29 protein-coding genes are annotated in these 24,148 nt (G+C 39.6%); 12 read left to right on the top strand and 17 right to left on the bottom strand.

Annotation, left to right across the window (positions count from 1 at the left end; genetic code table 11):
• Positions 1–104 precede the first annotated feature (104 nt).
• The gene (gene gcvP / locus AC1EU2_RS02050; protein ID WP_480296342.1) at positions 105–2,993 is read left to right on the top strand and encodes an aminomethyl-transferring glycine dehydrogenase; all 2,889 of its coding nucleotides are present in this window, start codon (positions 105–107) and stop codon (positions 2,991–2,993) included.
• A gap of 234 nt (positions 2,994–3,227) precedes the next feature.
• Here the strand turns inward: gcvP and AC1EU2_RS02055 are convergent, their stop codons facing one another.
• From AC1EU2_RS02055 to AC1EU2_RS02085, 7 genes are all read right to left on the bottom strand, one after another.
• The gene (locus AC1EU2_RS02055) at positions 3,228–5,069 is read right to left on the bottom strand and encodes an FAD/NAD(P)-binding protein (protein ID WP_480296343.1); all 1,842 of its coding nucleotides are present in this window, start codon (positions 5,067–5,069) and stop codon (positions 3,228–3,230) included.
• 67 nt (positions 5,070–5,136) lie between these two features.
• Positions 5,137–6,276: a radical SAM family heme chaperone HemW gene (gene hemW / locus AC1EU2_RS02060; protein WP_480296344.1), complete on the bottom strand. Its 1,140-nt coding sequence runs from the start codon at positions 6,274–6,276 to the stop codon at positions 5,137–5,139.
• 3 nt (positions 6,277–6,279) lie between these two features.
• Complete coding sequence (rdgB, locus tag AC1EU2_RS02065) at positions 6,280–6,879, bottom strand: RdgB/HAM1 family non-canonical purine NTP pyrophosphatase (protein WP_480296345.1); 600 nt, start codon at positions 6,877–6,879, stop codon at positions 6,280–6,282.
• A 105-nt stretch (positions 6,880–6,984) separates the two neighbouring features.
• Complete coding sequence (locus AC1EU2_RS02070; protein ID WP_480296346.1) at positions 6,985–7,419, bottom strand: DUF4426 domain-containing protein; 435 nt, start codon at positions 7,417–7,419, stop codon at positions 6,985–6,987.
• A 122-nt stretch (positions 7,420–7,541) separates the two neighbouring features.
• A complete protein-coding gene (locus AC1EU2_RS02075; protein ID WP_480296347.1) occupies positions 7,542–8,078 on the bottom strand; it encodes a YggT family protein in 537 nt (178 codons plus the stop codon).
• Positions 8,079–8,164: 86 nt separating this feature from the next.
• The gene (gene proC / locus AC1EU2_RS02080) at positions 8,165–8,983 is read right to left on the bottom strand and encodes a pyrroline-5-carboxylate reductase (RefSeq protein ID WP_480296348.1); all 819 of its coding nucleotides are present in this window, start codon (positions 8,981–8,983) and stop codon (positions 8,165–8,167) included.
• Between the two features lie 61 nt (positions 8,984–9,044).
• Positions 9,045–9,734 carry a YggS family pyridoxal phosphate-dependent enzyme gene (locus AC1EU2_RS02085; RefSeq protein WP_480296349.1) on the bottom strand — a complete coding sequence of 230 codons (690 nt, stop codon included), beginning with the start codon at positions 9,732–9,734 and terminating at the stop codon, positions 9,045–9,047.
• 31 nt (positions 9,735–9,765) lie between these two features.
• Between AC1EU2_RS02085 and AC1EU2_RS02090 the strand changes: the two genes are divergently transcribed.
• From AC1EU2_RS02090 to AC1EU2_RS02105, 4 genes are all read left to right on the top strand, one after another.
• Complete coding sequence (locus AC1EU2_RS02090) at positions 9,766–10,806, top strand: type IV pilus twitching motility protein PilT (protein WP_204999316.1); 1,041 nt, start codon at positions 9,766–9,768, stop codon at positions 10,804–10,806.
• 9 nt (positions 10,807–10,815) lie between these two features.
• Positions 10,816–11,934, top strand: coding sequence for a PilT/PilU family type 4a pilus ATPase (locus AC1EU2_RS02095; RefSeq protein WP_480296350.1), 1,119 nt, complete (start codon positions 10,816–10,818; stop codon positions 11,932–11,934).
• A gap of 159 nt (positions 11,935–12,093) precedes the next feature.
• The gene (gene hemH, locus AC1EU2_RS02100) at positions 12,094–13,113 is read left to right on the top strand and encodes a ferrochelatase (RefSeq protein WP_480296351.1); all 1,020 of its coding nucleotides are present in this window, start codon (positions 12,094–12,096) and stop codon (positions 13,111–13,113) included.
• A 137-nt stretch (positions 13,114–13,250) separates the two neighbouring features.
• The gene (locus AC1EU2_RS02105) at positions 13,251–14,051 is read left to right on the top strand and encodes a hypothetical protein (RefSeq protein ID WP_480296352.1); all 801 of its coding nucleotides are present in this window, start codon (positions 13,251–13,253) and stop codon (positions 14,049–14,051) included.
• Here AC1EU2_RS02105 and ruvX read toward each other — a convergent pair.
• The 4 genes from ruvX to AC1EU2_RS02125 all read right to left on the bottom strand — a co-directional run bounded on the left by ruvX (position 14,017) and on the right by AC1EU2_RS02125 (position 15,838).
• Positions 14,017–14,436, bottom strand: a complete 420-nt coding sequence (ruvX, locus tag AC1EU2_RS02110) for a Holliday junction resolvase RuvX (RefSeq protein WP_480297061.1) — start codon at positions 14,434–14,436, stop codon at positions 14,017–14,019. The two genes, AC1EU2_RS02105 and ruvX, sit on opposite strands and share 35 nt — an antisense overlap.
• 73 nt (positions 14,437–14,509) lie before the next feature.
• On the bottom strand, positions 14,510–15,073 hold the full coding sequence (locus AC1EU2_RS02115; RefSeq protein ID WP_129948111.1) for a YqgE/AlgH family protein: 564 nt from the start codon (positions 15,071–15,073) through the stop codon (positions 14,510–14,512).
• 22 nt (positions 15,074–15,095) lie between these two features.
• On the bottom strand, positions 15,096–15,425 hold the full coding sequence (yciH, locus tag AC1EU2_RS02120; RefSeq protein WP_480296353.1) for a stress response translation initiation inhibitor YciH: 330 nt from the start codon (positions 15,423–15,425) through the stop codon (positions 15,096–15,098).
• Between the two features lie 98 nt (positions 15,426–15,523).
• Entirely contained in the window at positions 15,524–15,838 is a 315-nt protein-coding gene (locus AC1EU2_RS02125) for a hypothetical protein (protein ID WP_480296354.1), read from the bottom strand.
• A 152-nt stretch (positions 15,839–15,990) separates the two neighbouring features.
• On the opposite strand from AC1EU2_RS02125, the gene AC1EU2_RS02130 reads away from it, so the two are divergent.
• From AC1EU2_RS02130 to AC1EU2_RS02155, 6 genes are all read left to right on the top strand, one after another.
• Complete coding sequence (locus AC1EU2_RS02130; protein ID WP_480296355.1) at positions 15,991–16,554, top strand: DUF4136 domain-containing protein; 564 nt, start codon at positions 15,991–15,993, stop codon at positions 16,552–16,554.
• 171 nt (positions 16,555–16,725) lie between these two features.
• Complete coding sequence (gene tpx, locus AC1EU2_RS02135) at positions 16,726–17,325, top strand: thiol peroxidase (protein WP_480296356.1); 600 nt, start codon at positions 16,726–16,728, stop codon at positions 17,323–17,325.
• On the top strand, positions 17,325–17,549 hold the full coding sequence (locus AC1EU2_RS02140; RefSeq protein WP_480296357.1) for a cysteine-rich CWC family protein: 225 nt from the start codon (positions 17,325–17,327) through the stop codon (positions 17,547–17,549). The genes tpx and AC1EU2_RS02140 overlap by 1 nt, the downstream gene beginning before the upstream one ends.
• On the top strand, positions 17,542–18,102 hold the full coding sequence (locus tag AC1EU2_RS02145) for an SRPBCC family protein (RefSeq protein ID WP_480296358.1): 561 nt from the start codon (positions 17,542–17,544) through the stop codon (positions 18,100–18,102). The genes AC1EU2_RS02140 and AC1EU2_RS02145 overlap by 8 nt, the downstream gene beginning before the upstream one ends.
• A gap of 147 nt (positions 18,103–18,249) precedes the next feature.
• A complete protein-coding gene (locus AC1EU2_RS02150) occupies positions 18,250–18,675 on the top strand; it encodes a hypothetical protein (protein WP_480296359.1) in 426 nt (141 codons plus the stop codon).
• Positions 18,672–18,866, top strand: a complete 195-nt coding sequence (locus AC1EU2_RS02155; protein WP_480296360.1) for a helix-turn-helix transcriptional regulator — start codon at positions 18,672–18,674, stop codon at positions 18,864–18,866. Before AC1EU2_RS02150 ends, AC1EU2_RS02155 begins: the two co-directional genes overlap by 4 nt.
• A 33-nt stretch (positions 18,867–18,899) precedes the next feature.
• Here the strand turns inward: AC1EU2_RS02155 and AC1EU2_RS02160 are convergent, their stop codons facing one another.
• A complete protein-coding gene (locus AC1EU2_RS02160) occupies positions 18,900–19,148 on the bottom strand; it encodes a hypothetical protein (protein ID WP_480296361.1) in 249 nt (82 codons plus the stop codon).
• Between the two features lie 145 nt (positions 19,149–19,293).
• Here AC1EU2_RS02160 and AC1EU2_RS02165 point away from each other — a divergent pair, with 145 nt between their 5' ends.
• Positions 19,294–20,475: an MFS transporter gene (locus AC1EU2_RS02165; protein ID WP_480296362.1), complete on the top strand. Its 1,182-nt coding sequence runs from the start codon at positions 19,294–19,296 to the stop codon at positions 20,473–20,475.
• 56 nt (positions 20,476–20,531) lie between these two features.
• Here the strand turns inward: AC1EU2_RS02165 and acpS are convergent, their stop codons facing one another.
• The 5 genes from acpS to rnc all read right to left on the bottom strand — a co-directional run bounded on the left by acpS (position 20,532) and on the right by rnc (position 24,148).
• On the bottom strand, positions 20,532–20,909 hold the full coding sequence (gene acpS, locus AC1EU2_RS02170; protein WP_480296363.1) for a holo-ACP synthase: 378 nt from the start codon (positions 20,907–20,909) through the stop codon (positions 20,532–20,534).
• Complete coding sequence (pdxJ, locus tag AC1EU2_RS02175; RefSeq protein ID WP_480296364.1) at positions 20,909–21,646, bottom strand: pyridoxine 5'-phosphate synthase; 738 nt, start codon at positions 21,644–21,646, stop codon at positions 20,909–20,911. The genes acpS and pdxJ overlap by 1 nt, the downstream gene beginning before the upstream one ends.
• A gap of 62 nt (positions 21,647–21,708) precedes the next feature.
• Complete coding sequence (gene recO / locus AC1EU2_RS02180; protein ID WP_480296365.1) at positions 21,709–22,398, bottom strand: DNA repair protein RecO; 690 nt, start codon at positions 22,396–22,398, stop codon at positions 21,709–21,711.
• A 59-nt stretch (positions 22,399–22,457) separates the two neighbouring features.
• On the bottom strand, positions 22,458–23,471 hold the full coding sequence (gene era / locus AC1EU2_RS02185) for a GTPase Era (protein ID WP_129948097.1): 1,014 nt from the start codon (positions 23,469–23,471) through the stop codon (positions 22,458–22,460).
• A complete protein-coding gene (gene rnc / locus AC1EU2_RS02190) occupies positions 23,468–24,148 on the bottom strand; it encodes a ribonuclease III (protein ID WP_480296366.1) in 681 nt (226 codons plus the stop codon). Before rnc ends, era begins: the two co-directional genes overlap by 4 nt.

Genomic DNA, 24,148 nt, shown 5'->3' on the forward strand with positions numbered 1-24,148 from the left:
CGCTGAGGTAGCCCTGAAAACGACATTTTGGAATATCACGAGTATTAAGCCCATTTTTGGGGCTTTATTCGTAATAATTACCCTAATAAAAAATAGAGTTCTCCATGACCAAGCAAACTCTTACCCAACTTGAGCAACACGAGCTATTTTTAACTCGTCACATTGGGCCTGACGCACAACAGCAACAAGATATGTTGAACTATGTTGGCGCTGAATCGTTAGATGATTTAATGAATCAAATCGTCCCTGAGTCTATCCGTATTAACCGTGACCTTAATATCGGTCGTGCAAACGGAGAAGCTGAAGGTTTAGATTACATCCGCAATGTAGCGAACAAAAACCAAGTTTTTAAAAGCTATATCGGTATGGGCTACTACCCAACGATTGTACCTAATGTCGTTTTACGTAATGTATTAGAAAATCCAGGTTGGTATACGGCTTACACACCATACCAGCCAGAGATTGCTCAAGGCCGCCTTGAAGCGATTCTAAACTTCCAGCAAATATCAATGGACTTAACGGGTCTTGATCTGGCTTCTGCCTCACTGCTTGATGAAGCGACAGCAGCAGCTGAAGCAATGGCATTAGCTAAACGTGTTTCTAAAGCCAAAAAAGCGAACATCTTTTTCGTTGCTGACGATGTATTCCCACAAACATTAGACGTAGTAAAAACACGTGCTGAATGTTTCGGTTTTGACGTAATCGTTGGTCCAGCAGCCGATGCTGTGAACCATGAATTGTTTGGTGCACTATTCCAATACACCAACAAAGAAGGTCAGATCCACGACTACACTGAACTGTTTGCTGAACTGAAGCAGAAAAAAGCCGTTATCTCAGTTGCCGCTGACATCATGTCATTGGTACTGCTGAAGTCGCCTGGTTCTATGGGCGCTGACGTCGTATTTGGTAGTGCACAACGCTTTGGTGTACCAATGGGCTACGGCGGTCCTCACGCTGCGTTCTTTGTTACTCGTGATGCTTACAAACGTTCTATGCCTGGTCGTATCATTGGTGTATCACAAGATACTCGTGGTAACCGTGCATTGCGTATGGCAATGCAAACTCGTGAGCAACATATTCGCCGCGAAAAAGCGAACTCGAACATTTGTACTGCGCAAGTGTTACTAGCAAACATGGCTTCTTTCTATGCGGTGTTCCACGGCCCACAAGGCCTGAAAACCATTGCTAGCCGTATCAATCGTTTCACTGATATTTTGGCACTTGGCCTTTCTTCAAAAGGCTTAGCAGCTCAAAACAGTGCATGGTTTGACACACTAACCTTTGAAAGCAATGAGCTAGCTTCAATTAAAGAACGTGCTATTGCTGCTGAAATCAATCTACGTATTGATAGCGACTCTCGTTTTGGTGTGAGTTTAGATGAAACCACAACACGTGAAGATATTGCTCAGCTATTTGATGTAATTCTAGGCGAAGGTCATGGTCTTGATGTTGCAGTTTTAGACGAGCAAGTTATCAATGCTCATGAAGCTTCAATCCCAGAAAACTTACAGCGTGATGAAGCGATTTTAACGCACCCAACATTTAACCGTTACCAAAGTGAAACGGAAATGATGCGTTATATTAAGCGCCTTGAAAACAAAGATTTAGCATTGAACCACTCAATGATTTCGCTTGGTTCATGCACGATGAAGCTGAATGCGGTCGCAGAAATGCTACCAATAAGCTGGCCAGAGTTTGCTAATATGCATCCATTCTGCCCACTTGAACAAGCACAAGGTTATACGCAATTAATTGGTGAACTTTCTGACTGGTTGGTAGAAATCACAGGTTATGACGCAGTTTGTATGCAGCCAAACTCTGGTGCTCAAGGTGAATATGCTGGCTTGCTTGCGATTCAGAAATACCACGAATCTCGCGGTGAAGCGCATCGTAATGTGTGCTTGATCCCGCAGTCAGCTCACGGTACAAACCCAGCATCAGCTCAACTTGCTGGCATGAAAGTCGTAGTAACAGCATGTGACAGTGAAGGTAACATCGACCTTGATGATTTACGTGCAAAAGCTGAAGAAGTTGCAGAAAATCTTTCGTGCATCATGATCACTTACCCATCAACACATGGCGTATATGAAGAAACGGTTCGTGAAATTTGCGACATCATCCACCAGCATGGCGGTCAAGTTTATCTTGATGGTGCAAACATGAATGCACAAGTGGGTATTACTTCACCTGGCTTTATCGGTGCTGATGTATCTCACTTGAACTTGCATAAGACCTTTGCTATTCCACACGGCGGTGGTGGCCCAGGTATGGGACCAATCGGCATTAAATCTCACCTTGCTCCATTTGTTGCTGGTCATAAGCTAATAAAACCAGGTGCAGAGAGTGATAATAATGGTGCTGTTTCTGCTGCGCCATTCGGTAGTGCAGGCATTCTGCCGATTTCTTATATGTACATTCGACTATTGGGTAGCAAAGGCCTTAAAGCGTCTACGCAAACGGCTATTCTTAATGCGAACTATGTGACTAAGAAGCTTTCTGAGCATTATCCAGTGTTATTCACTGGTCGTAACGATCGTGTTGCTCATGAGTGCATTTTAGATTTACGTCCGCTGAAAGAAGCGTCAGGTGTAACTGAAATGGATATTGCTAAACGTCTTAATGACTATGGCTTCCACGCACCAACGATGAGTTTCCCTGTTGCTGGTACGCTGATGATCGAACCAACTGAATCTGAGTCTCAAGTTGAATTAGATCGTTTCATCGAAGCGATGATCAATATCCGTCAAGAAATTACTCAAGTTGAGGTAGGTGAATGGCCGGTTGATAACAACCCGCTAAGCAATGCCCCTCATACTTTGGCTGACATTATTGACCCAGAATTTGATTCACGCCCATATAATCGTGAGCTTGCGGCCTTCCCAACTTCTGCGGTTAAAGCGAATAAGTTCTGGCCTACAGTGAATCGAATTGATGACGTTTTTGGTGACAGAAACTTATTTTGTGCATGTGTGCCAATTGAAGATTACCAATAAGCAATCACTTAGCTATTGTTATTAAGTTTGTTGCAAAGGATTAAAGCGAACCAGTTTGGTTCGCTTTTTTATTTTGATACCACAGTAATTCTACGTCGATGTGATAATCATATAAAAGCAACCATAGCATTGAATGCAGTTTAATAGGTTAGTCGAAAGGAGTATTTTCCGCCCCCCTTCATTCTGACCTTCCCTATTTAGGATAGAAAATGAGAGTAAACAAGGCTCTTAATTTCATGACGCTTTCTTTCTTCTACTGCTCTTATTCAAACCAAGATTTTCTCTCAATTGCTTTGGTGTCACCGAAACATCAGTCATTTTTCGAAGCGCTGACTTTTCTACTAAAATTAAAGCCAGATTCCTTGCCTCATTCAGCGGTAAATTGTCTTGTTTAAGGGCTTCAGCTAAGAACTCAACGGTTTCGAGAACAGTCGGCAAAACTTTTCGCTTTTCTTCTCGCTTTCTTAACGAGAGCCAATGAATTCTCACACCTACTGCTTGCTCTAATAACAATAACCGCTCTTGGGACAGCGGATAATCAAGTTCCAGATTCAATTTATTAATGTCAGCTAACACTTTAATGGCAACAGAGATAGAGTGGTTTTTGATTGTCGCAACATTATAAGCAAAGGCGCCTTGCCTTCCGTTTCGAGCTATCTCGTCCCCTTCTCTAGGAATGCCGACTGCGAATAAGTCCTTAGTAATTTGGTTATCGTTATTAATGAACTCACCAAACTCTGACACTTCAATTCCACGATTTGTTTGCTTATGTGGGATTGCATACCCTTGGACATCAATGAGATTGCGCCAGAGAGGTTGCTCGATATGATGATAATTGATTTCACGATTTAAATTTGAAATTACAGCGCCAAAACAAACCGTCTGCTGTGTATTCAAGTTTTTATCTAGATAGGTAAGTTCAATACTAGCTTTACCTTTAGGCTTGGTAGTAAGGATTTCAGCTTCTATTAATTTAATATTGTGTTTTTCTAGTGGTTCTACAAAGTTAGTTGCCAGCGGCATTGCTGCAACTCTCATTGTTGCAATCACTGAATTATATTTATTCAATAAATACTCTGAGTCCTCTGCAGGTATTTTATTCACTAGCTCAGAAAAATAGGCTTCCCAAGCTTTGGTGATCCTCTCTGGAATAGTGCTTACGTGAATATTAGGCGCTTGTTTTCTTATTGTATTGTTTAAGTACTGCCACTCTTTAATGATGTCCTTAACGAGTCTCTCTCTTCCTCGATACGGCTCATCAATAAAGGGAGGCTTCCTGACGTCAATGACTTGATGGAGGTGATCTTCAGGATATTTAAGTGGCGTCAACCCTGTTCGAGAAAATAACGTGATCTTGCCTGTATGCCCCATGTCTTCTCGTAATGAAATTACCGAATCATACGCTGACAAGCTTGAGCCAATGATGGCTACCTCTGCATTTTGAGGTATTTGCTTAATCGCATTCAACCCTTCTGGCATGTACTGTCGACGAATAAATCTAGGGTGGTCTTCTATGTCTTTTGTAAAAGGAAAGTGTGACAACAAATTACCTGTGCCAACAATCGCCCGCTTTGCAAATACTTTATTTGGCGTATCTCCGTCAAGCTGGCTGGATTTTAACTCAACTTCAAATTGCTCTGCTTTTCTCTCGATCTTAGTCACTTCTGCACTGTACATCGAGACACTACAGCCACTTATCGATTCAGATAATGCGTGCTGGAAGCGATCTTTTATATAATCAGCATATATTCTTCTAGGTGCTGGACCACTCACATGAAAAATCATATTTTTCCATTTCTGTGGCCAATGACTTCTATCAGCTTCTTTATTCGCCCAAATAAGAAAGTCTTCAACATCTTCCCTAAAAATAGACATTCTTCCAGCTTGAATATTAAAGATGTGAGTCCAGCTGTTACCCTTAGCAGCATAGGCTAACCCACCGAACCTAAGTGATAAGTCTTTTTCTACGATAGCAATGGATAGAGGTTTGTTAGTGAATTGCAGTAATCGGATTGCCGTTGCCATTGAAGCGACACCTGCACCAACAAAAAGTACATCAAACTGTGGTATTGTCATCCTGACTTACACCCATAAATCCTTTTATGGGCTTAGTATAGCTAACTGATTGTTAAAAATAAAAATTCTATTCTAAAAACTGGCCAAGCAATTCATTTACGAACATTTGTCCTTTTGGCGTTAATGTCCAATGCTCTTGATCTTCAACCACCAGCGCTTTAGATATTCCTTTTTCCATTCCTTCAGTTAGGACGGTATGAGGCAACCCTGTCCGCTCTTCAAATTCAATTTTAGGAATCGGTGAGATCAATCTAAATCGATTCATTAAATATTCGACAGCAAGCTCATCGGGTTTAATTTCAGTGGTATCTGAAGTGAAATTTTCAGCCGCTAAATAACCTTTAGGGTGCTTAATTTTTATCGTGCGCAGTAATCGATTATCAGCAACCATGGTAATTTTTCCGTGAGCACCACAGCCAATACCTAAATAATCACCAAACTGCCAATAATTCAAATTATGTCGACATTGAAAACCCGGTTGTGCATAAGCTGAAATTTCATATTGCTCATAACCTAACTCGGCGAGTTTCTTCTGCCCTTGCTCGTATATTGTCCACAATGCTTCATCATTGGGTAGCTGTGGTGGCTTTGAGTGAAATAACGTGTTTTGCTCAATAGTAAGTTGGTACCAAGATAAATGTGGAGGACGTAGGCTTGCAGCTTTCTCGATATCAAACATCGCTTCATCAAAGCTTTGGTTTGGTAAACCATGCATCAAATCCAAATTGAAACTGTGATAACCCGCCTCACGAGCATTCCTAGCTGCAAATTCAGCTTCATCATCATTATGGATTCGACCAAGTAAGTTTAACTTTTGCTTTGAGAAGCTCTGAATGCCGATAGAAAGACGGTTAACCCCTGCTTGCTGATAAGCGTTAAAGCTATCATGCTCTAATGTGCCTGGGTTCGCCTCCATTGTGATTTCGATATCTGATTCAAACGGAATTAATGATTCAACACCATTCAGTAGTGACTTTATTGCCTCTGCAGAAAACAGCGACGGTGTGCCGCCACCAATGAATATACTGTAAAGCTTCCTGCCTTGAACGTACTCTAAATCTTGTTGTAAGTCTTTTAAGAGCGCTTCAACATAGTCTGATTCGGGTAAGGGGCCTTTTTGTCCATGGGAATTAAAATCACAATAGGGACACTTTTCAACACACCATGGAATGTGAATATATAAACTTAAAGGAGGTAGCTTTAGCATAAGTTACTTAATGATCCCTTGCTCTTTAAGTGAGCTGATAAGCTTCACTAGAGCTTTACCACGGTGGCTAACGGAATTTTTTTCATCAGCGGTCATTTCTGCTGCGGTAACACTCATCCCTTCAGGAATAAATAACGGATCGTATCCATGTCCGTACTCACCTTGCTTTTGAGCCGCAATTTCCCCTTCCCAAGAAGCTTGTGCAATTATAGGCGTCGGATCTTTAGCATGTCGCATGTAAACCAATACACACTGAAATCGAGCGGTTCTATTTGATGTGTTCGCAAGCGCTTCTAACAATTTTTTATTATTTGATTCAGCCGTTGCGCCTTCCCCAGAGTATCTTGCCGAATAAATACCAGGTTGACCATTAAGAAAGTCCACTTCGATACCTGAATCATCTGAAATAGTTGGGTGTCCAGTAACTTCAGCGGCATGTCTTGCTTTTATGATGGCGTTTTCAACAAATGTGGTTCCCGTCTCTGGCACATCTGGGACGTTGAATTCACTTTGAGGTAAAACTTCAATTCCGAACTCTGAAAACAGCTGACTAAACTCAGCCAGTTTGCCTTTGTTTCCACTTGCAAGCACAATTTTAGACATAGAAAACAACTCCCAATATTTAATGGCTGCAATCATACTGGTGCGAGTTTGAAAGTCAAAATGAAAAAGGCTCCAAACGGAGCCTTAAAAAGTACAGAAGAGATTTTATTCTACGTAAAACTTATGATTGAATTTCAGTTTGGTATTAAGCTCTTTTTTATACTTAATATTAATGTCGAAATTGAAAGTTTCATCTTCATTGTATGGAACTTGGGCAATGTAGTAGACCGCTTTGCCTTCTTTTACCTCTTTAAAGTCTAATGGTACATGTGAGTCCATTAAATTTTTGCGCATGCCAGTAATTTGAACTGGTACGCCAGGGCTTCCTTTTTGTTTGGTATCCAACACTGAAATATTAATGATACCTACGTTCTTGCTTCGAGTGATTCCATACGCTTGAGCTACTTTGGGAGTAATAAATGTACTGCCAAATGCAATGTAATGAATATCAAAGTTACCTACAGTGACCTTTTGCTCTGCATGAGCAATACCGGTAAGGCTAAACGCTAACACTAATAAAGCACAAAATTTTCTAAGCATTGTCATATACCTATGGTTTTAAGTCGTCAATTCAGTATATACCCAATTACTATAGTGGCAAAATGCCGATGAAACTGAGTTACTTGAAAGGTAAGCCATTCGCTTACCTTTCAATACAATGACTAGATGATTGCCCAGAAAGGAACGTATTGAGCAAGTAGAATATTCAAAAAATTCAATAATATGATCACTACCATCACTGATAAATCTAATCCTCCCATAGGCGGTAAGATTCTTCTGATTGGTGCGAGTAACGGTTCAGTTAATTGTCCAAGCATCATGACAAACGGGTTATAACCTTGGTTAAACCAGCTCAGAATTGCACGTAAAAGTAACATCCAAAACAACAACATCCCTGCGTGTTTTAAAACCATTATAAACGGAAGTACTGGAGACATTGGGTAAACAGTCAAACTAGAAAGCACTGTCATTTTAACCGCTGCAACAGCCAATGCCAAAACCAATGATGAAGTATCTAAACTTCCAATCGATGGTAACACCCTTCGTAAAGGCGCAACAATCGGATGAGTTACTTTAACCACAAACTGAGAAAAAGGGTTATAAAAATCTGCACGAGCCCATTGCAATAAAACTCGAAGAATCACAATTGTCAGATAAAGATTTAATACAACATTAAGTAAATAAATCAATGCTTCCATAATTTTGAATTGCCTTGTTTTAATCTTGGTAAATTATATAAAATAAATTCACTTTAATTATTTTATATAAAGAGTTAAAGCTGAGTTTAGAAAAGTTTTTCCATTTCCTCAGCTCTTTTCACGCAATTTTGCATGGCTGAGTCTACCAATTGTCTTAAACCACCTTCTTCAAAGGTTTTAATCGCTTGTGCTGTAGTACCACCTTTTGAAGTAACATTTTCTCTGAGTTGAGCTGCCGTTAAATCAGGGTTTTGCTTTACCATCTCTGCCGCGCCTAAAGCTGCCTGTTGTACCATTAACCTGGCTTTATCCGCTGGTACATTCATTTTCTCAGCAGCTTCAAGCATAGATTCGACAAACATAAAGAAATAAGCAGGAGAACTCCCAGCAAGTGCTATCACTTGGTTTAATTCTGCTTCTTTGTTTACCCAAACTACTTCACCACCGGTCTGCATAATCTGTTCGCATTCCAATTTTTCTAATTCTGAAATGCTTTCATCAGCAAAAATACCTGTTACACCTATACCAATTTGAGTCGGTGTATTCGGCATGGTTCTGACAAGTTTAACCGGTTGTTTGAAATAGTCTTTATATCGGTTCGCAGGAATACCCGCTGCAATCGTGATAATAAGCTTTTCTGATAAATCTAGGTGACTTAACTTGTTACAAACCGTTTCCATCATTTGAGGTTTTACTGATAACACAATAATGTTCGCTGAATCACAAGCCGCTTCATTATCGTGGGATACGTTAACCCCAAAATCAGCATGCATGGCATTGAGTTTCTCTACACTTGGATTTGTTGTTTCAATAAACTCGGTAGGATAACCACTTTTCACTAAGCCACTTACGATGCTTCTGGTCATATTACCAGAGCCAATAAAACAGATTTTGCTTTTTTTCATCTTCAACTCAATGGGTATTTATTCATTATTAATATTTGGTCGTTCTTAAGATTTACAAGGGCTAGCTTCTTGCGCCAAAAATAGCACTGCCAATACGAACCATGGTTGAGCCGTTTTCAATTGCTAACTCAAGATCTTGGCTCATACCAATCGACAACGTATCTACGCTGTTATAATGCTGCTGTAACGTTACAAACATTTGCTTTATATCGATATACTCTTGTTTCAGTTTCTCTTGGTTATCAGGCTGGCTTGGTATTGCCATTATTCCACGTAACGTCAAGTTGGGTAGCTGATCTATTTTTGATGCAAGCTCGTTGAGTTGCTCAACATTAACACCTGACTTTGAGTCTTCACCGCTGATATTAACTTGAATACAAACTTGAAGCGGATTTGCACCTTGTAATCTCTGTTCATTTAGACGTTTAGCAACTTTTATTCTATCTACGGTATGCATCCAATCAAAGTGCTCTGCCACATCTTTCGTTTTATTCGATTGCAGTGGCCCAATGTAATGCCATATTGCTTCAGGACAAGAAGCCTTCAACTCGTTGATTTTCATTACGCCTTCTTTAACGTAATTCTCACCAAACTCTCGTTGCCCTGCTTGATAAGCCGTTATAATATCAGTACAGGGTTTTGTTTTACTGACAGCCAAAAGCGTAATCGCTTGCGGATCTCGGCAAAATTTATTTGCTGCGGTTTTAATTTTCTGCTTTATCTCAGCGAGATTGTCAGTAACTGTTATCATGTGCGAATAATACTACGGAATATTTTAAACTATGGAAATTACAGAGCTTTTAGCCTTTAGCGTTAAGCATAAAGCATCAGATTTACACTTATCAGCTGGCGTATCGCCAATGATTCGTGTCGACGGTGAAGTTAGAAAAATTAACTTGCCTGCTCTCGAACACGCTGACGTACAACGTCTTGTCTACGACATTATGAATGATAAGCAGCGTAAAGACTATGAAGAACACCTTGAAATTGATTTTTCATTTGAAATTCCTAATTTAGCTCGTTTTCGTGTTAATGCATTTAACCAGCATCGCGGTGCAGGGGCGGTATTTCGTACTATTCCAAGTGAAATCCTAACTTTAGAGCAGTTAGGTGCTCCTGAAATCTTCAAAAAAATATCTAACTTCCCTCGTGGCCTAGTACTTGTAACGGGGCCTACAGGTTCAGGTAAAAGTACCACGCTAGCGGGAATGATTGATTACATTAATGAGAATAAAAAAGATCACATTCTCACCATTGAAGATCCTATTGAATTTGTCCATGACAACAAACAATGCTTGATTAACCAACGTGAAGTTCATCGTGATACCCACAGTTTCAGCGATGCATTACGTAGCGCTTTACGTGAAGATCCTGATGTCATTCTTGTGGGTGAGATGCGTGACCTTGAAACCATTCGCCTTGCAATGACCGCTGCAGAAACAGGCCATTTAGTTTTTGGTACTTTGCATACCACTTCTGCTGCAAAAACCGTTGACCGTGTGATTGACGTATTCCCAGCCTCAGAAAAAGATATGGTAAGAACCATGCTTTCAGAGTCACTACAGGCCGTTATTTCACAAACACTACTTAAGAAAGAAGGCGGAGGCCGTGTAGCTGCTCACGAAATTATGTTGGGCACGCCAGCAATTCGTAACCTGATTCGAGAGGCAAAGGTTGCTCAGATGTATTCGGCAATACAAACGGGGATGGCGCATGGGATGCAAACACTAGAACAAGCATTACAACAATTAGTAAACCGTGGTGTGATTAGCCATGAAACCGCCAAAGCCAAAAGCCCAAATCAACAAGCAAATACGTTCTAAGGATTGAATATGGATGTTCGACCATTTTTAAGAGTTATGGTGGAGCGTAAGGCTTCAGACTTGTTTATTACTGCTGGCTTTCCGCCAAGCGCTAAGATTGATGGCGAATTAAGACCATTAACAGAGACACCTTACGGCACTAAACAATCATTAGAGTTTGTAGAGTCTCTGATGACGGATGTTCAGAAGCAGGAATTTCACGAAACCAAAGAGTGCAATTTTGCATTTTCAGCTAAAGAAATGGGTAGATTTCGTGTAAGCGCATTCTGGCAACGAGAATCACCCGGTTGTGTTATGCGCCGTATCGAAACAGATATCCCTGATGCAGACACGCTTGGGTTACCGTCAATTTTAAAAGAGCTGGCTATGGCAAAGCGTGGCTTGTTCATTATGGTTGGGGGTACAGGTACGGGTAAATCGACTACCCTTGCGGCTCTGATTGGTCATCGAAATGGACATGCTCGTGGCCATATTCTCACGATTGAAGATCCCGTTGAATTTGTACATGAGCACAAAAAGAGTATCGTGACACAACGTGAAGTTGGTATCGATACAGATTCATTTGATGCCGCACTTAAAAGCTCCCTTCGACAGGCACCAGATGTCATTATGATCGGTGAAATTCGTTCACAAGAAACCATGGAGTTTGCCCTCGCTTTTGCTGAAACAGGCCATCTTTGTCTAGCGACATTGCATGCTAACAATGCAAACCAAGCACTTGACCGTATCATGCACCTAGTGCCAAAAGAAAAACATCAACAATTACTGTTTGATTTATCACTGAACCTTAAAGGAGTTGTGGCACAACAGTTAGTGCCAAGAGCTGACGGGATGGGACGTCGGGCAGCCATTGAAGTTTTGATTAATACGCCACGAGTATCCAGCATCATTGCAAAGAATGAATTGCACTTGCTTAAAGAAACCATGGCTAAGTCAACTGAGCAAGGCATGCAAACGTTTGATCAAGCTTTGTTTAAACTCTATCAAAGTGACGAAATCAGTTATGCCGACGCACTCCATCATGCTGACTCAGCCAATGATCTCAGACTTATGATAAAGCTGGATAGTTCGGATTCAAAAAACCAAAATGAAGGTTTTATGGATGGCGTTACACTAGACTTAGATTGACACGTAAAATTGCCTCAGAAAAACAGGGCAAGTGATTACAGAAAAGCTCTCGAACGATAAATATAGCTAAACTCATTGATCTCAACTCTAGTCCTTACCGTAGTATCTGCGGTAAGATCTGAGTGATAAAAAATAAAATCTGAATATTAAAGGTGTTGTGTGTCAAAGTTCGCAGGATTATCTAAAGACCAAGGTCATGCTAAAAGAGCCACAAAGGCGGTTTTGCTTATTAACTTAGGCACGCCAGATGCGCCAACAAAAAAAGACGTCAAACGTTATCTAGCTGAATTTTTAGCAGACCCTAGAGTTGTTGAAATACCTAAAATCGTTTGGAGTATTATTCTTCATGGCATTATTCTTCGAATTCGACCAGCTAAGTCAGCTGCGCTATACAAACAAATATGGACTGAAGCTGGTTCACCTTTGTTTGATATCACTCGAAGACAAGCTGAAGCACTCCAAAAAGAGTTAGATGGTCAAAACCTAAATATGCAAGTGCATTTTGCTATGCGCTATGGGAACCCATCTATTGCTAGCACGTTAAAAAAGATACATGACTCAGGCGTTGATGATATAACTGTTTTACCTTTGTATCCTCAGTATGCTGCACCAACAACGGCTTCTAGCTTTGATGCTATTGCAAAAGAGCTAATGACTTGGCGTTATTTACCTGCCTTAACGTTCATTAATACCTATCACGATCACCCTGATTACATCAAAGCCTTGGTACACTCGATTAATCAAGATTTTAAAAAAAATGGAAAGCCTAAGAAATTAGTATTGTCCTATCATGGAATGCCTGAGCGTAATTTAAAGTTAGGTGACCCATACTATTGCTTCTGTAAAAAAACAACTCGCTTAGTGGTTGAGTCATTAGGGCTCGAAGAGTCTGACTACATTACCACTTTTCAATCTCGTTTTGGTAAAGCGAAATGGCTAACGCCTTATACAGATGAGACTCTAGAACAACTCGCTAAAGACGGTGTTGATGACATAGCAATCATTTGCCCTGCATTCAGCGCAGATTGCCTAGAAACACTTGAAGAAATTAAGCAAGAAAACCGTGAAATATTTGAAGAAGCAGGTGGTAAACACTATCGATATATTGATGCTTTAAACGATGACCCACTTCATATCGAAATGATGGCAAACCTCGTAAAGCAGAAACGAAATAATTAATCTTTTAATATAGAAGTTTCAATCAATGGCTTAAGTTAAACGTTTCTCTATTATTAATATTCATTAACATTTTTTCACTATACACTCTGAATTGCAGGCGTAGCATAAATCCAATAACTTTCTATTAGGTTTATGTTATGTCCTCCTCCAGTATTCATATAAATGGTGAAAGCAGTCAGTCTCAGTATTTTGCAGTTCAAGCTGCCGAGCTTCAAGCATTACAAGAGCAAATTATTGCAGCGCAAACAGGTAATGTCGTATTTGCATACCAAGACCCGAGTATGAGCAGTCCTCAAAAGCATTACTTTGAGGTCGCTAATGCAAGAGATGAAGGGGTAGTAGACTTTTTCGGAAAAACCGGCCGAATAAGAAAAAGTGGGTTTTGGAGCCCTAGCTCAGATGATAATACTAAACACCTTACAACACTTTTAAAAACAAATAGAGAAGTCACAACAGACTTTTTTAAACCTCTAGAGTATTCACATGTGTATATGAGAGGGGAACAGTGGGGGGATTTTGAGTCAATCAAACCAAGCTTCCGTGCAGTCCAGAAGGAAAGCGGTGAATACATTGTGTCTGCATATCACCTAAACCCAGAAATTTCCGCTACTCGACTAGTTAAGTTTGGAACTCTAAACAGAGGTGAATTTGATCTAGGAACACATGATGAGGAGGTTGTATTAAATTTTGGTGAAGAGACACCACTAGTTGAAGATGGGAACAGCTTTAAATTTCAGGTTCCTAGACAAAATGCGCATGTTGATTTAATTCTACGTCAATATTACCCCAACCCACAATCGCAAAGGAAATATTTCAAGTTATTTGGATCAGACGTCGATAACTCAACTACAATGCCAATTACTGTTGAGGCCGTATACGATGATCCTGACAAATTAAGCTATCTTAGAACTGATTCTCGAAGTAACTCTCAACAATAAGCACTGCTGAGACAGAATCAATTTGATCTTTTGCGAGCTTTTTATACCCGCCAAGTTCGAAAAGCCTCGCTTTAGCATCTGTGGTCGTTAGTCGCTCGTCTTGCAACTCCACTTTAATGCCAAAACGACCATGTAATCGATTGGCAAATTTTTTGGCTCTTTGAGTTAATGGCTGCTCAGTTCCATCCATATTTAATGGGAGCCCTACAACAAATAAATCCGGTTGCCATCTTTTTATAATAGCTTCAATAACATCCCAATTTGGAATCCCGTCATTGGCTTTTACAGCAGTTTCGGGTGAAGCTTGATAAGTAATACTCTGCCCAACTGCAATACCAATGCTTTTTGTACCAAAATCAAAACCCAACACGGTTATAGACATTATTCAACCCATGAAAAAATACTGCAAAATTAGAGCAGTATTATATGTTGGTTTTATTGAGTAGGAAATAACTTGTTTAAGAATGCCCTACTTGAGAAGAAACTTGCCAGGATTCAAACCCAAGTGACGTTGTCGCCATTTGCCAACGCTTTTCTGGTTCGATATCAAACATAATTTCTGAGGTCGCTGGAATCGTAAGCCAAGAGTTACTCGAAATCTCCTCTTCAAGTTGATCTTTACTCCAACCAGCATAACCAAGGGCGACAATAAAATTATCTGGTCCCTTTTGTTTCCCCATTGCGCTTAACACATCACGAGAGGTCGTAATCATAAGGTCATCTGAGACTGATAAGCTGTTCGTCCAACCATTTTGATTGGAATGCAAAACAAAACCACGATCAGGGCTGACGGGGCCCCCTACAAGTACAGGAGAATCTTTAACTGCAGAATGAAGTAAAGTTTGTGCTGAAAGATCCATTTGTTCTAGTAGATCGCTCACCTCTATTCCAATAGGGCGATTGATGATAATCCCCATTGCACCTTTTTCATCATGCTCACAGATGAAAATGACACTTCTTTCAAAGAAAGTGCCGTCTAGCTCTGGCATTGCAACCAGAAAATAATTCTGCAAACTGTCCATAGGAACTCCGATTAATAACTGCTTAACCGCCTGCTAACTTAACGATGAAACCCTGCTTCTCTAGAAGCCCTTTTAATGTTTCACGGTTATCTGTTTGCATTTCGATATTAAAATCTTTAACAGTGCCACCGCATCCACACTGCTTCTTTAACTTTTGAGCGAGAGTCTTTAACTCTTTCTCTTCAAGGCCAAGTCCCTTAATTATAGACACACCTTTGCCTTTTCTGCCTTTGCTTTCTTTATGAATTCTGACAATACCGTCAGATGAAGGCGCAGAAGCTTTTACGGGTTCCGATTTTATTCGACCAGTATCAGTGCTATAAACTAAAGAAACATTGCTATCTGAATTCATTTTTAATCTGTTTTGGATTGTTATTTTGTTTTAGTCTAACAAAACCAATATTAATGGGAAAACCTATTACAAATTAAAATGAGTTTATTTTTGGTGATTTATTGAGCGATCATCGCAATCACTAACACTGCGGTTGTCAAAGCACACGGAAGAATGAATCGATGTAAACGCGGAACGGCAACAAAACTCGCTGTAACCATGAAAAAGATTGCAGTAAAACTCTTTATTGATGGCTGATTAATGGTAAAAACAGCACAAAGAATAATACCTGCTACTGAAAGTGTAACTAAGCTTTTAATTACTTTTGCATCTAGCTTTAAGAAAGGATGAATGCCTTTAATTACAGCACTGGGTTGCGGCATCCAAATTACCGCCATACTGCCTACCACGAGAGCAACTATTAACCAAAGCATGTTTTCAATCCACTAAACATCATTACTGATAATAATTATCATTAAGATTTGTGAGTTTGTCAAACTTTTAAGTAATTTTTTGCAAATCAATTTGTTCAATTGATCTCTGGGTTGTATCCTGAGTACAAATGGATGAATTAAGGAGTAACGTTATGAAAAAGCTATTGGTTATTGCTGCAGTAATGTTTTTAAATGCATGTAGCTCAACTAAAGGGAACTGGGATTACGATCCTCAAGTGAACTTTAATCAATACAAGACTTATGCGTGGGTACATAAAAAAGCAGGTGACGCTGGTTATCAACTTGATGGTTTAATGGAAAAAAGAATCCATAATGCAGTTGAAAACCAAATGATGACGAAAGGCATCAAAAAAGTTTCCAATACAGCTGCTGAATTACTAGTTAATTACATCACTAAAACAGATAAAAAAATTGATGTTGATACTTTCCATACCAATTATGGCTACTACCCAAATTCATACCCTAATTGGTGGTGGGGTGGCAGTACACAGACTCAAACTAGCGTTCGTGAGTATGAAGTAAGCACATTATTGGTTGATTTTGTTGACGCAAAAACCAAAAAACTGATTTGGAGAGGTGCAATAAAAGATACGGTAAAGAAAAATAAGACACCACAGCAAAAAACCGAGATCATCAACCAAAAGATCAGCAAATTATTGGCTAACTTCCCACCAAAACCAGAAGCAAGTAAATAATCCATTCTTATTTTGAAGCGGTCTAGGCCGCTTTTTATTTAACATGCCTTTTCATCTCTCTATCCCACAAATTGCATCTTCATTTCATAAGAGTATATTGAGCCAGTATATGGCTTCAACGTAATCCCTACTTCAAAAATTAAGTAATTAAAAAATTTAATGAGAAAACAAATGGCAGTTTTTAACACACGTTCACTATTATTACTGAGCTTATTTTTTTGTGGTGCAAGCACAGCGGCTTCTGGTCCAGAAAATCACCACCAAGTTAGCTTTGGCGCAAACAAAGTGAATCTATTAGGCACATACCCAGCTTTGAACCAGCCAGCTCCCCTATTTCGAGTTGTCGATGGTAAATTCAACCCGATAGATCTGTCTGACTTCAAAGGGCAAACCATTCTTATCAGCTCAGTACCAAGTTTAGATACAGGCATTTGTGCGATCCAGACCAAAAAATTTAATGACCAAGTTGCAAACTTCTCAGACAACGTCGTCATGTTATCCATCAGCACCGATTTACCGTTTGCTCAAAAACGCTTTTGTCAGCAACAAGACGTAGACAAAATAATGGTTCTATCTGATGCTGTTTGGCGTGACTTTGGAACAAAATATGGCTTACTAATGAAAGATAAAGGCCTATTAGCAAGAGCCATTTTAATCATTAATAAGCAAGGCGATCTTCAATATCGCCAACTTGTTACTGATACAGGTAAAGAGCCAGATTATAAAGCTGCATTAGCGGCATTAACTAAAATTAGCTCGGAAGACTTTTAATGCCTTCTGAAAAATACTGCCCAATCTGTAATAAAGAAAATCACTGTGCAGTCGCAAACAATTCAAACCCTTCTGAATGCTGGTGTATGAATGTCGAAGTACCAAGAGAAGAAATAAAAGCAAAGCTCGCAACAGTTAAGGACGTTCAACAATGTTTATGTCGTACTTGTTTAACGACCACTGAAGCTTCAAAAAATAAAAAGGAACTTTTTTATCATGCTTAAGAAATTACTCATCGGAATCGGCATCATTATCATCATTCCTTTATTCAGTGCTCTAATGCTGGACAACGAATATGACGTTGAGAAAAACATCATAATTGATCAGCCAGTTTCACACGTTTTTTCATACATAAAATTACTTAAAAACCAAGACAACTACAGCACTTGGGCAAAGTTAGATCCAAACACTCAACGCTCCTATAAAGGAACAGACGGTAAGGTTGGGTTTATCGCTAAATGGAATAGCCAAAATCCAGAAGTTGGCGTTGGTGAGCAAGAAATAATAGCCATTACCCCCAATAAAAGAATCGACTTGCAACTCAGATTTTTAAAGCCTTTTAAAGCTACTGAACCCGCTTATATGACTACACAAGCTGTGGGCAACAACCAAACAAAAGTTACTTGGGGCTTTAAAGGTCATCTTAACTATCCTATGAATTTGATGTTTTTAGCTATCGATTTTGAACAACAAATTGGTAATGAGTTACAGCAAGGACTGAATAATTTGAAAGTCATTTTAGAGAAAAGTGATAACCAAGCTAAATACATCGATTAACCCAAAAACCCTTTAAAAATTGCATGGCCCTCTATGGTCTTTGTTGGTTCACCATTTATTCGTGACAAGCAGACTTGACAATAAGTAACTAACACTCTACATTAATTCATGTAAAGTAGACTTAACTTAATGACAAGGAAGCTAGTTATGAAAAAAGTAATTAACGCCATCTTCTGTGCTGGTTTGCCAAAAAGAGACTTACAAAATGCTAATAGAGTAAATTTATGGGGGCTTATGTGGGCAATCACATTGTGTGCCACCATTTTTATGATTAAATATGAGTGGGTTAATCATCTTCCCTACGTAATCATCGCATTGGTCATTAATGCAGGAGCGGGTATTGCCATGGTTTTAGCTTATAAAAGAATGCTGGCACATTTAGATGAAATGGAAAGAAAGATTCAATTAGACGCCTTAGCTTTATCAGTTGGCATTACCATCATTTTGTATGCTGGCGGCTCTATATTAGAAGAAGCTGGAATCATATCGCACCTATCTCCGTCGACACTCATCGTATCCATCTCTCTGAGCTATGTAGTAGGGCTAATCACTGGGAGAGTTCGCTATTCATGAAAAACCGTTTAAAAGTATTAAGAGCCGAAAGGGACTGGACTCAAGCAGATTTAGCTCAGAAACTGGATGTATCTAGGCAGACAATTAATGCGATTGAGAAAGAAAAATACGATCCAAGCTTGCCACTTGCATTTAAAGTTTCACGATTATTCAAATTACCAATCGAAGATATCTTTCAAGATGAGGAATAGTAAAAAGGGCTATATCATTAGCCCTTCTTTCGATCAGTGCTTATTACTAACACCATTTCGCACCATGTCTTGCCCGGTCTGGAATACTTCTTCAGATACCCAGCGACCATAAAGTAATTGATGTTGTGATCCAAATACCGCAATAAAACGACGACCGTCAGCGTTATTGGTTGCCATGCCGACACCTTCAACGCCATTTAAACCCAACGCTCCAGTTTCAACCAGAAGAAGAAAGTTTTTTAAATCATCTAAGTTACTGATGACTTCATCACTAAAATTCATATTTATCGTTTGCGAAGAAATTTGAGCGTACTTTATCTCCCTATCAAAAAAAATAAAAGTAGTAACAGTCAATCTGTAACAATAAAAGGCACTTGTAACTTTTATGTTAATATCGTGCTGAAAAATAATACAAGGAACCGTTTTTATGAATTCTGGGAGTTTCCCTAAATCCTCTATTTTGGGTTTATTGATCGCCAATGGACTTGAAAGAATCGCTTATTATGCTTTTCGATCTATGTTTGTTTTATTTCTTGTTTATCAAGGTACAAATGGTGAGATTTGGGAGCAAGAAAAAACCTTCGCTTTATATGCTGAATTTACCATGTTCGTTTACATAGGTATTTTGCTCGGTGGATTGCTGGCGGATCTCATTACTGGTAGCTTTTATGCCACGCTGTTAGGCGGTGTTTTTACTGCTATCGGCTTTATATCCATTGGCTATGTTGATAGCGATATGATCCAAGGCATTTCCATTTTAATTGCTTTGGGCATTGGCTTAATGCGCCCAAATATACTTTCTTTAATTACGCTCCAATTACAGCAGTTTCCTAATAAGTTAAAGAGTATTTTCATTGCACAGTATCTTGTCATCAACCTTAGCGCCGCAATAGGCGCTATGTTAGCAGGCTTGTTAATTACCGATGATATATATTCTAATGGCTTTATTTTAGCGGCCTGTTGTTCAGCATTGTGTTGCTTGATCATGTTCTTACTTCGTAAAAAAATGACTGATGAAGCATTCACGGCTAATAGGAAGGCAGAATCTAGCAAACTGGGGATTTACAAAGGAGCTCTATTTACATTTGCCGTTGCTGCACTTTCCCTACTGTTTTGGAGCTTATGGGAGGCGGCTGATGTCATTATTTTTGAAAATAAAAATATAGATATAACGCTAAACGGTATTGTTAACTCATTAACAGTATTAGTTTCTTCAATAATATTTCTCACTGTTTTTTGGCGTTATAACGTAAAATCCATGATGATTTTGTCAATGGGTTTACTGATGTTTTCTCTCGGCTGGTTTTTGATTGATTACAGTATTTCCAATGATTGGCAAGTATCAAAGACCATCATTGTCATGATGGCGCTTCACTCCATTGCAGAAGTGATCTGCTCAGCTGTATTCTTGTCGCTAATCGCTACGAAATCGGACAAACGAATACTCAGTACAAGTTTTGCAGTTTTTCTCATTGCTTCGTACTTTTCAGGACTTTTTGCGAACTTGTTAGTTGATACTGAAGTGGAGTTAATTACGTTTGGAGTTGTAAGTGGTCTCGTGGTACTTGGTTTAATGGGTATCCCTAAATTTAAACGAAAATTCGCATAAAACTTTCAATGACAGTTGTTGATACTTTCCTCAACAACTGTCATTGAAATATACTTTTATTCAATCAAAACGGTGGCCGTGGCGTAATGCTTTTCGTCAGCAATCGTAATATGAGCAGAAGCCGCACCTAAACAATGCAGTCGTTCTAATGCTCCGTCAGTAAAACAAATAAGCGGAGCCCCGTTCTCATTGTTACTGATATGGATATGCTGAAAAGATACGCCTCGCCCTATTCCTGTACCTAACGCTTTGGCTGCTGCTTCTTTTGCTGCAAATCGTTTTGCAAGATAACGCTCTGGTTGAGAGTGATTTAAGTACACTTTCATTTCGTTTTCAGTCAGCACACGCTTGGCTAAACGATCGCCCACACGGGCAATATGCTTTTTGATGCGTTCAATTTCGACGATATCAGTACCTAAACCCTTAATCGCCATTACTCGCCTCTACGGCCTTCAATCATTAATTGCTTCATATCACGAACTGCAGTTTCTAAACCGTCAATCGCCGCTCTAGCAACAATCGCATGACCGATATTAAGCTCGTACAATTCAGGAATTGCAGCGATTGGTTTTACATTATGGTAATGCAAACCGTGACCAGCATTAACTACTAAGCCTTTCGAATGTGCATACTTTGCCATTTTAGCAATGCGCTCTAACTCAGCTTGTTGCTCAGCATCAGTTTCTGCATCAGCGTAACAACCAGTATGAATTTCAATATAGGGAGCACCAGAAGCAACTGCTGCATCAATTTGGGCTTTATCAGCATCAATAAACAGTGAAACTTTAATGCCCTTTTCTGCTAATTTTGCATTGGCTTGAGTGATTTTATCTAACTGCCCGGCCACATCTAAACCGCCCTCAGTAGTCAACTCTTCACGCTTTTCTGGCACTAAACACACATAAGTAGGTTTAACTTCACAAGCAATATCTAACATTTCTTCAGTGACTGCGATTTCTAGATTCATGCGTGTTTTTAGCGTCTTAGCTAATACATAAACATCACGGTCTATAATATGACGGCGATCCTCGCGCAAATGAATGGTAATACCTTCAGCACCAGCGTGCTCGGCAACAGCTGCAGCATGAACTGGATCAGGGTAGTTCGTTCCACGAGCCTGTCGTAATGTTGCAATATGATCGATGTTAACGCCCAATAAAATACCGCTCATAGGAACTCCTTGATTTATAGATATAGAATTTGCGCACATTGTATAGATTGCACAACCTGTTATCAATTTTGCTTTATTTTTTGATATTGAATGAAAAGCTGACGGCTCATCAATGGCTTATTGCCTAAAAATGGCGCAAGCAAGTTTCGCATTAATACTTTTAATTCGAGAAACTGCTCTTCTGTAATTTGGTTTTCACGCAACTGATTTAATGCGATACCGCTTATAACATTATTGGTTCTTGAACCAACAAAAATGAAGCCTTGTTCTGGAACATAGCGATATAAACCATCATCACAAATTTCTTCACCTTGGGCATCAAACAACAAACTTGGCATTGCGCCAAGCTGCAATAACAACTGATATTCAAACCATCTTAGCTGACTTTGTTTAAAACCCGCTGCGATATCAAGCAACACTCGGTTGTAGATGTGAAATAACTCTTCAGCTTGATGTTGATTTGATAACGTTCTTACGAGTAATTCATTGAGGTACATTGAGGCATAAAGCTGTTCCCCAACTATTGGTATCGCTGGGGAAGCGGCTTCAACTTGAATGAGATTTTTTAGGTCACTTTTGCCCGTAAAGTTAAATATCAACGGCTGAAAAGGTTGTAGAATAGATTTAAGCGAACGCTTACCTGATCCAACACGAGCGATTGCATCGACTCGACCAATACCATCCACGAGCAGATTAACTAATAAACTGGACTCTTTAAATGGTCGATGATGCAATATGTAGCCACGTTCCATAGGCTTGGTACTTTCCTGCTCATAGAGCCACTCCAACGACTGTTGGAGTGGAATTCATATTAGTCTTCACCGTATCCCAAGCTTCGTAGGGCTCGTTCATCATCAGCCCAACCCGATTTCACTTTCACCCATGTTTCTAGGAACACTTTATTATCAAATAAACGCTCCATATCTTGGCGGGCTTCAGTTGAAATGGTACGAATACGCTCACCGTTTTTACCAATAACCATGCGTTTTTGACCTTGGCGCTCGACTAAGATCAATGCATTAATATGGTAAACCCCATTTTCCATCAATTTAAATTGCTCGATTTCAACGGTAACATCGTAAGGTAATTCATCACCTAAAAAACGCATAAGTTTTTCACGCACGATTTCTGATGCCATAAAACGTTGGGAACGATCAGTCACATAATCTTCAGGAAAGAAATGCGGACTCTCAGGCAAAGATTCGCTAGCGAGTTCAATGATCCTCTCAACATTCGTTCCTTGCTTTGCTGAAATGGGTAGAATTTCATCAAAATCAGCTTTCTCAGCAATTTTTTCCAAATAAGGAAACAGCTCGCCTTTTTCTTTGATGTAATCAACTTTATTGATTGCCAATACTAACTTTGCATCATTGTGTTTTGCGTTTTGCTTCAGCTTTTTGAGGACCATGTCATCATCAGCAGTCCATTCCATGCCATCAACAACAAATACCACCATACAAACATCAGCTAAAGAGCTTGACGCTGCACGATTCATTAAACGGTTAATTGCGCGTTTTTCTTCAATATGGAGACCGGGTGTATCAACAAAAACGGTTTGCTTAGGTCCATCCGTGTGAATACCCATAATACGATGACGAGTCGTTTGTGGCTTACGTGAAGTAATACTCACTTTCTGACCTAAAATACGGTTTAGCAGAGTTGATTTACCCACATTTGGGCGACCAACAATTGCGACCATTCCACAATAGGTTGCATCATATTGCTGAGTTACTGGTGAAGTATTAGTAATACGGGAAAGTAACTCATCTAATGATGGTTCAACTTGATTGTTTTTAGGCTCATTTGAGTTTGAACTGCGACTCATTTCTTTAATAGCTCCAACATCTGAGCAGCGGCATTCTGCTCAGCTTTACGACGTGAACCACCCACGCCAACTTTAGATTCATGCACATTGTCGATGGTGCATTCAACGGTAAAGGTTTGATTATGTGCTTCGCCTTTGATATCTGTTACCTTGTATTCAGGTAATGGGCGCTTCAAACCTTGCAGATGCTCTTGGAGCAATGTTTTTGGATCTTTGTGACTGACGCCAGGCTGTATCTCTTTTAAACGCGATTCATACCACGCAAGTACCAATTCACGGCAAGTTTCGAGTTCAGAATCTAAATAAATGGCGCCAATAATTGCTTCTACTGCATCAGCAAGAATTGATTCACGACGGAAACCACCACTCTTAAGTTCACCTGGGCCGAGCTTTAAGTAATCTCCTAAAGAAAACTCTTGTGCTATCACGGCTAAAGTATCACCACGAACCAATGAAGCACGCATACGGCTTAAGTCACCCTCGGTTGACTTAGGAAATTGATGATACAAAGCATCTGAAATTACAATTGAAAGAATTGAATCCCCTAGGAATTCAAGTCTCTCGTTATGCTTGTGCGCTGCACTTCGGTGCGTCAACGCTTGAATCAATAAGTCTTGGTTTTTAAATTGATAACCGATAGTTCTCAATAAACGGTCTTTGTTATCCCAAGCTTTCAT

The organism is Parashewanella sp. 2304DJ23-3 (assembly GCF_056591695.1).

Bases quoted from the DNA above. Each gene is read 5' to 3' on its own strand.
- gcvP (WP_480296342.1), top strand. From the start codon at position 105: ATGACCAAGCAAACTCTTACCCAACTTGAGCAACACGAGCTATTTTTA.
- AC1EU2_RS02055 (WP_480296343.1), bottom strand. From the start codon at position 5,069: ATGACAATACCACAGTTTGATGTACTTTTTGTTGGTGCAGGTGTCGCT.
- hemW (WP_480296344.1), bottom strand. From the start codon at position 6,276: ATGCTAAAGCTACCTCCTTTAAGTTTATATATTCACATTCCATGGTGT.
- rdgB (WP_480296345.1), bottom strand. From the start codon at position 6,879: ATGTCTAAAATTGTGCTTGCAAGTGGAAACAAAGGCAAACTGGCTGAG.
- AC1EU2_RS02070 (WP_480296346.1), bottom strand. From the start codon at position 7,419: ATGCTTAGAAAATTTTGTGCTTTATTAGTGTTAGCGTTTAGCCTTACC.
- AC1EU2_RS02075 (WP_480296347.1), bottom strand. From the start codon at position 8,078: ATGGAAGCATTGATTTATTTACTTAATGTTGTATTAAATCTTTATCTG.
- proC (WP_480296348.1), bottom strand. From the start codon at position 8,983: ATGAAAAAAAGCAAAATCTGTTTTATTGGCTCTGGTAATATGACCAGA.
- AC1EU2_RS02085 (WP_480296349.1), bottom strand. From the start codon at position 9,734: ATGATAACAGTTACTGACAATCTCGCTGAGATAAAGCAGAAAATTAAA.
- AC1EU2_RS02090 (WP_204999316.1), top strand. From the start codon at position 9,766: ATGGAAATTACAGAGCTTTTAGCCTTTAGCGTTAAGCATAAAGCATCA.
- AC1EU2_RS02095 (WP_480296350.1), top strand. From the start codon at position 10,816: ATGGATGTTCGACCATTTTTAAGAGTTATGGTGGAGCGTAAGGCTTCA.
- AC1EU2_RS02105 (WP_480296352.1), top strand. From the start codon at position 13,251: ATGTCCTCCTCCAGTATTCATATAAATGGTGAAAGCAGTCAGTCTCAG.
- AC1EU2_RS02115 (WP_129948111.1), bottom strand. From the start codon at position 15,073: ATGGACAGTTTGCAGAATTATTTTCTGGTTGCAATGCCAGAGCTAGAC.
- yciH (WP_480296353.1), bottom strand. From the start codon at position 15,425: ATGAATTCAGATAGCAATGTTTCTTTAGTTTATAGCACTGATACTGGT.
- AC1EU2_RS02125 (WP_480296354.1), bottom strand. From the start codon at position 15,838: ATGCTTTGGTTAATAGTTGCTCTCGTGGTAGGCAGTATGGCGGTAATT.
- AC1EU2_RS02130 (WP_480296355.1), top strand. From the start codon at position 15,991: ATGAAAAAGCTATTGGTTATTGCTGCAGTAATGTTTTTAAATGCATGT.
- tpx (WP_480296356.1), top strand. From the start codon at position 16,726: ATGGCAGTTTTTAACACACGTTCACTATTATTACTGAGCTTATTTTTT.
- AC1EU2_RS02140 (WP_480296357.1), top strand. From the start codon at position 17,325: ATGCCTTCTGAAAAATACTGCCCAATCTGTAATAAAGAAAATCACTGT.
- AC1EU2_RS02145 (WP_480296358.1), top strand. From the start codon at position 17,542: ATGCTTAAGAAATTACTCATCGGAATCGGCATCATTATCATCATTCCT.
- AC1EU2_RS02150 (WP_480296359.1), top strand. From the start codon at position 18,250: ATGAAAAAAGTAATTAACGCCATCTTCTGTGCTGGTTTGCCAAAAAGA.
- AC1EU2_RS02155 (WP_480296360.1), top strand. From the start codon at position 18,672: ATGAAAAACCGTTTAAAAGTATTAAGAGCCGAAAGGGACTGGACTCAA.
- AC1EU2_RS02160 (WP_480296361.1), bottom strand. From the start codon at position 19,148: ATGAATTTTAGTGATGAAGTCATCAGTAACTTAGATGATTTAAAAAAC.
- AC1EU2_RS02165 (WP_480296362.1), top strand. From the start codon at position 19,294: ATGAATTCTGGGAGTTTCCCTAAATCCTCTATTTTGGGTTTATTGATC.
- acpS (WP_480296363.1), bottom strand. From the start codon at position 20,909: ATGGCGATTAAGGGTTTAGGTACTGATATCGTCGAAATTGAACGCATC.
- pdxJ (WP_480296364.1), bottom strand. From the start codon at position 21,646: ATGAGCGGTATTTTATTGGGCGTTAACATCGATCATATTGCAACATTA.
- recO (WP_480296365.1), bottom strand. From the start codon at position 22,398: ATGGAACGTGGCTACATATTGCATCATCGACCATTTAAAGAGTCCAGT.
- era (WP_129948097.1), bottom strand. From the start codon at position 23,471: ATGAGTCGCAGTTCAAACTCAAATGAGCCTAAAAACAATCAAGTTGAA.
- rnc (WP_480296366.1), bottom strand. From the start codon at position 24,148: ATGAAAGCTTGGGATAACAAAGACCGTTTATTGAGAACTATCGGTTAT.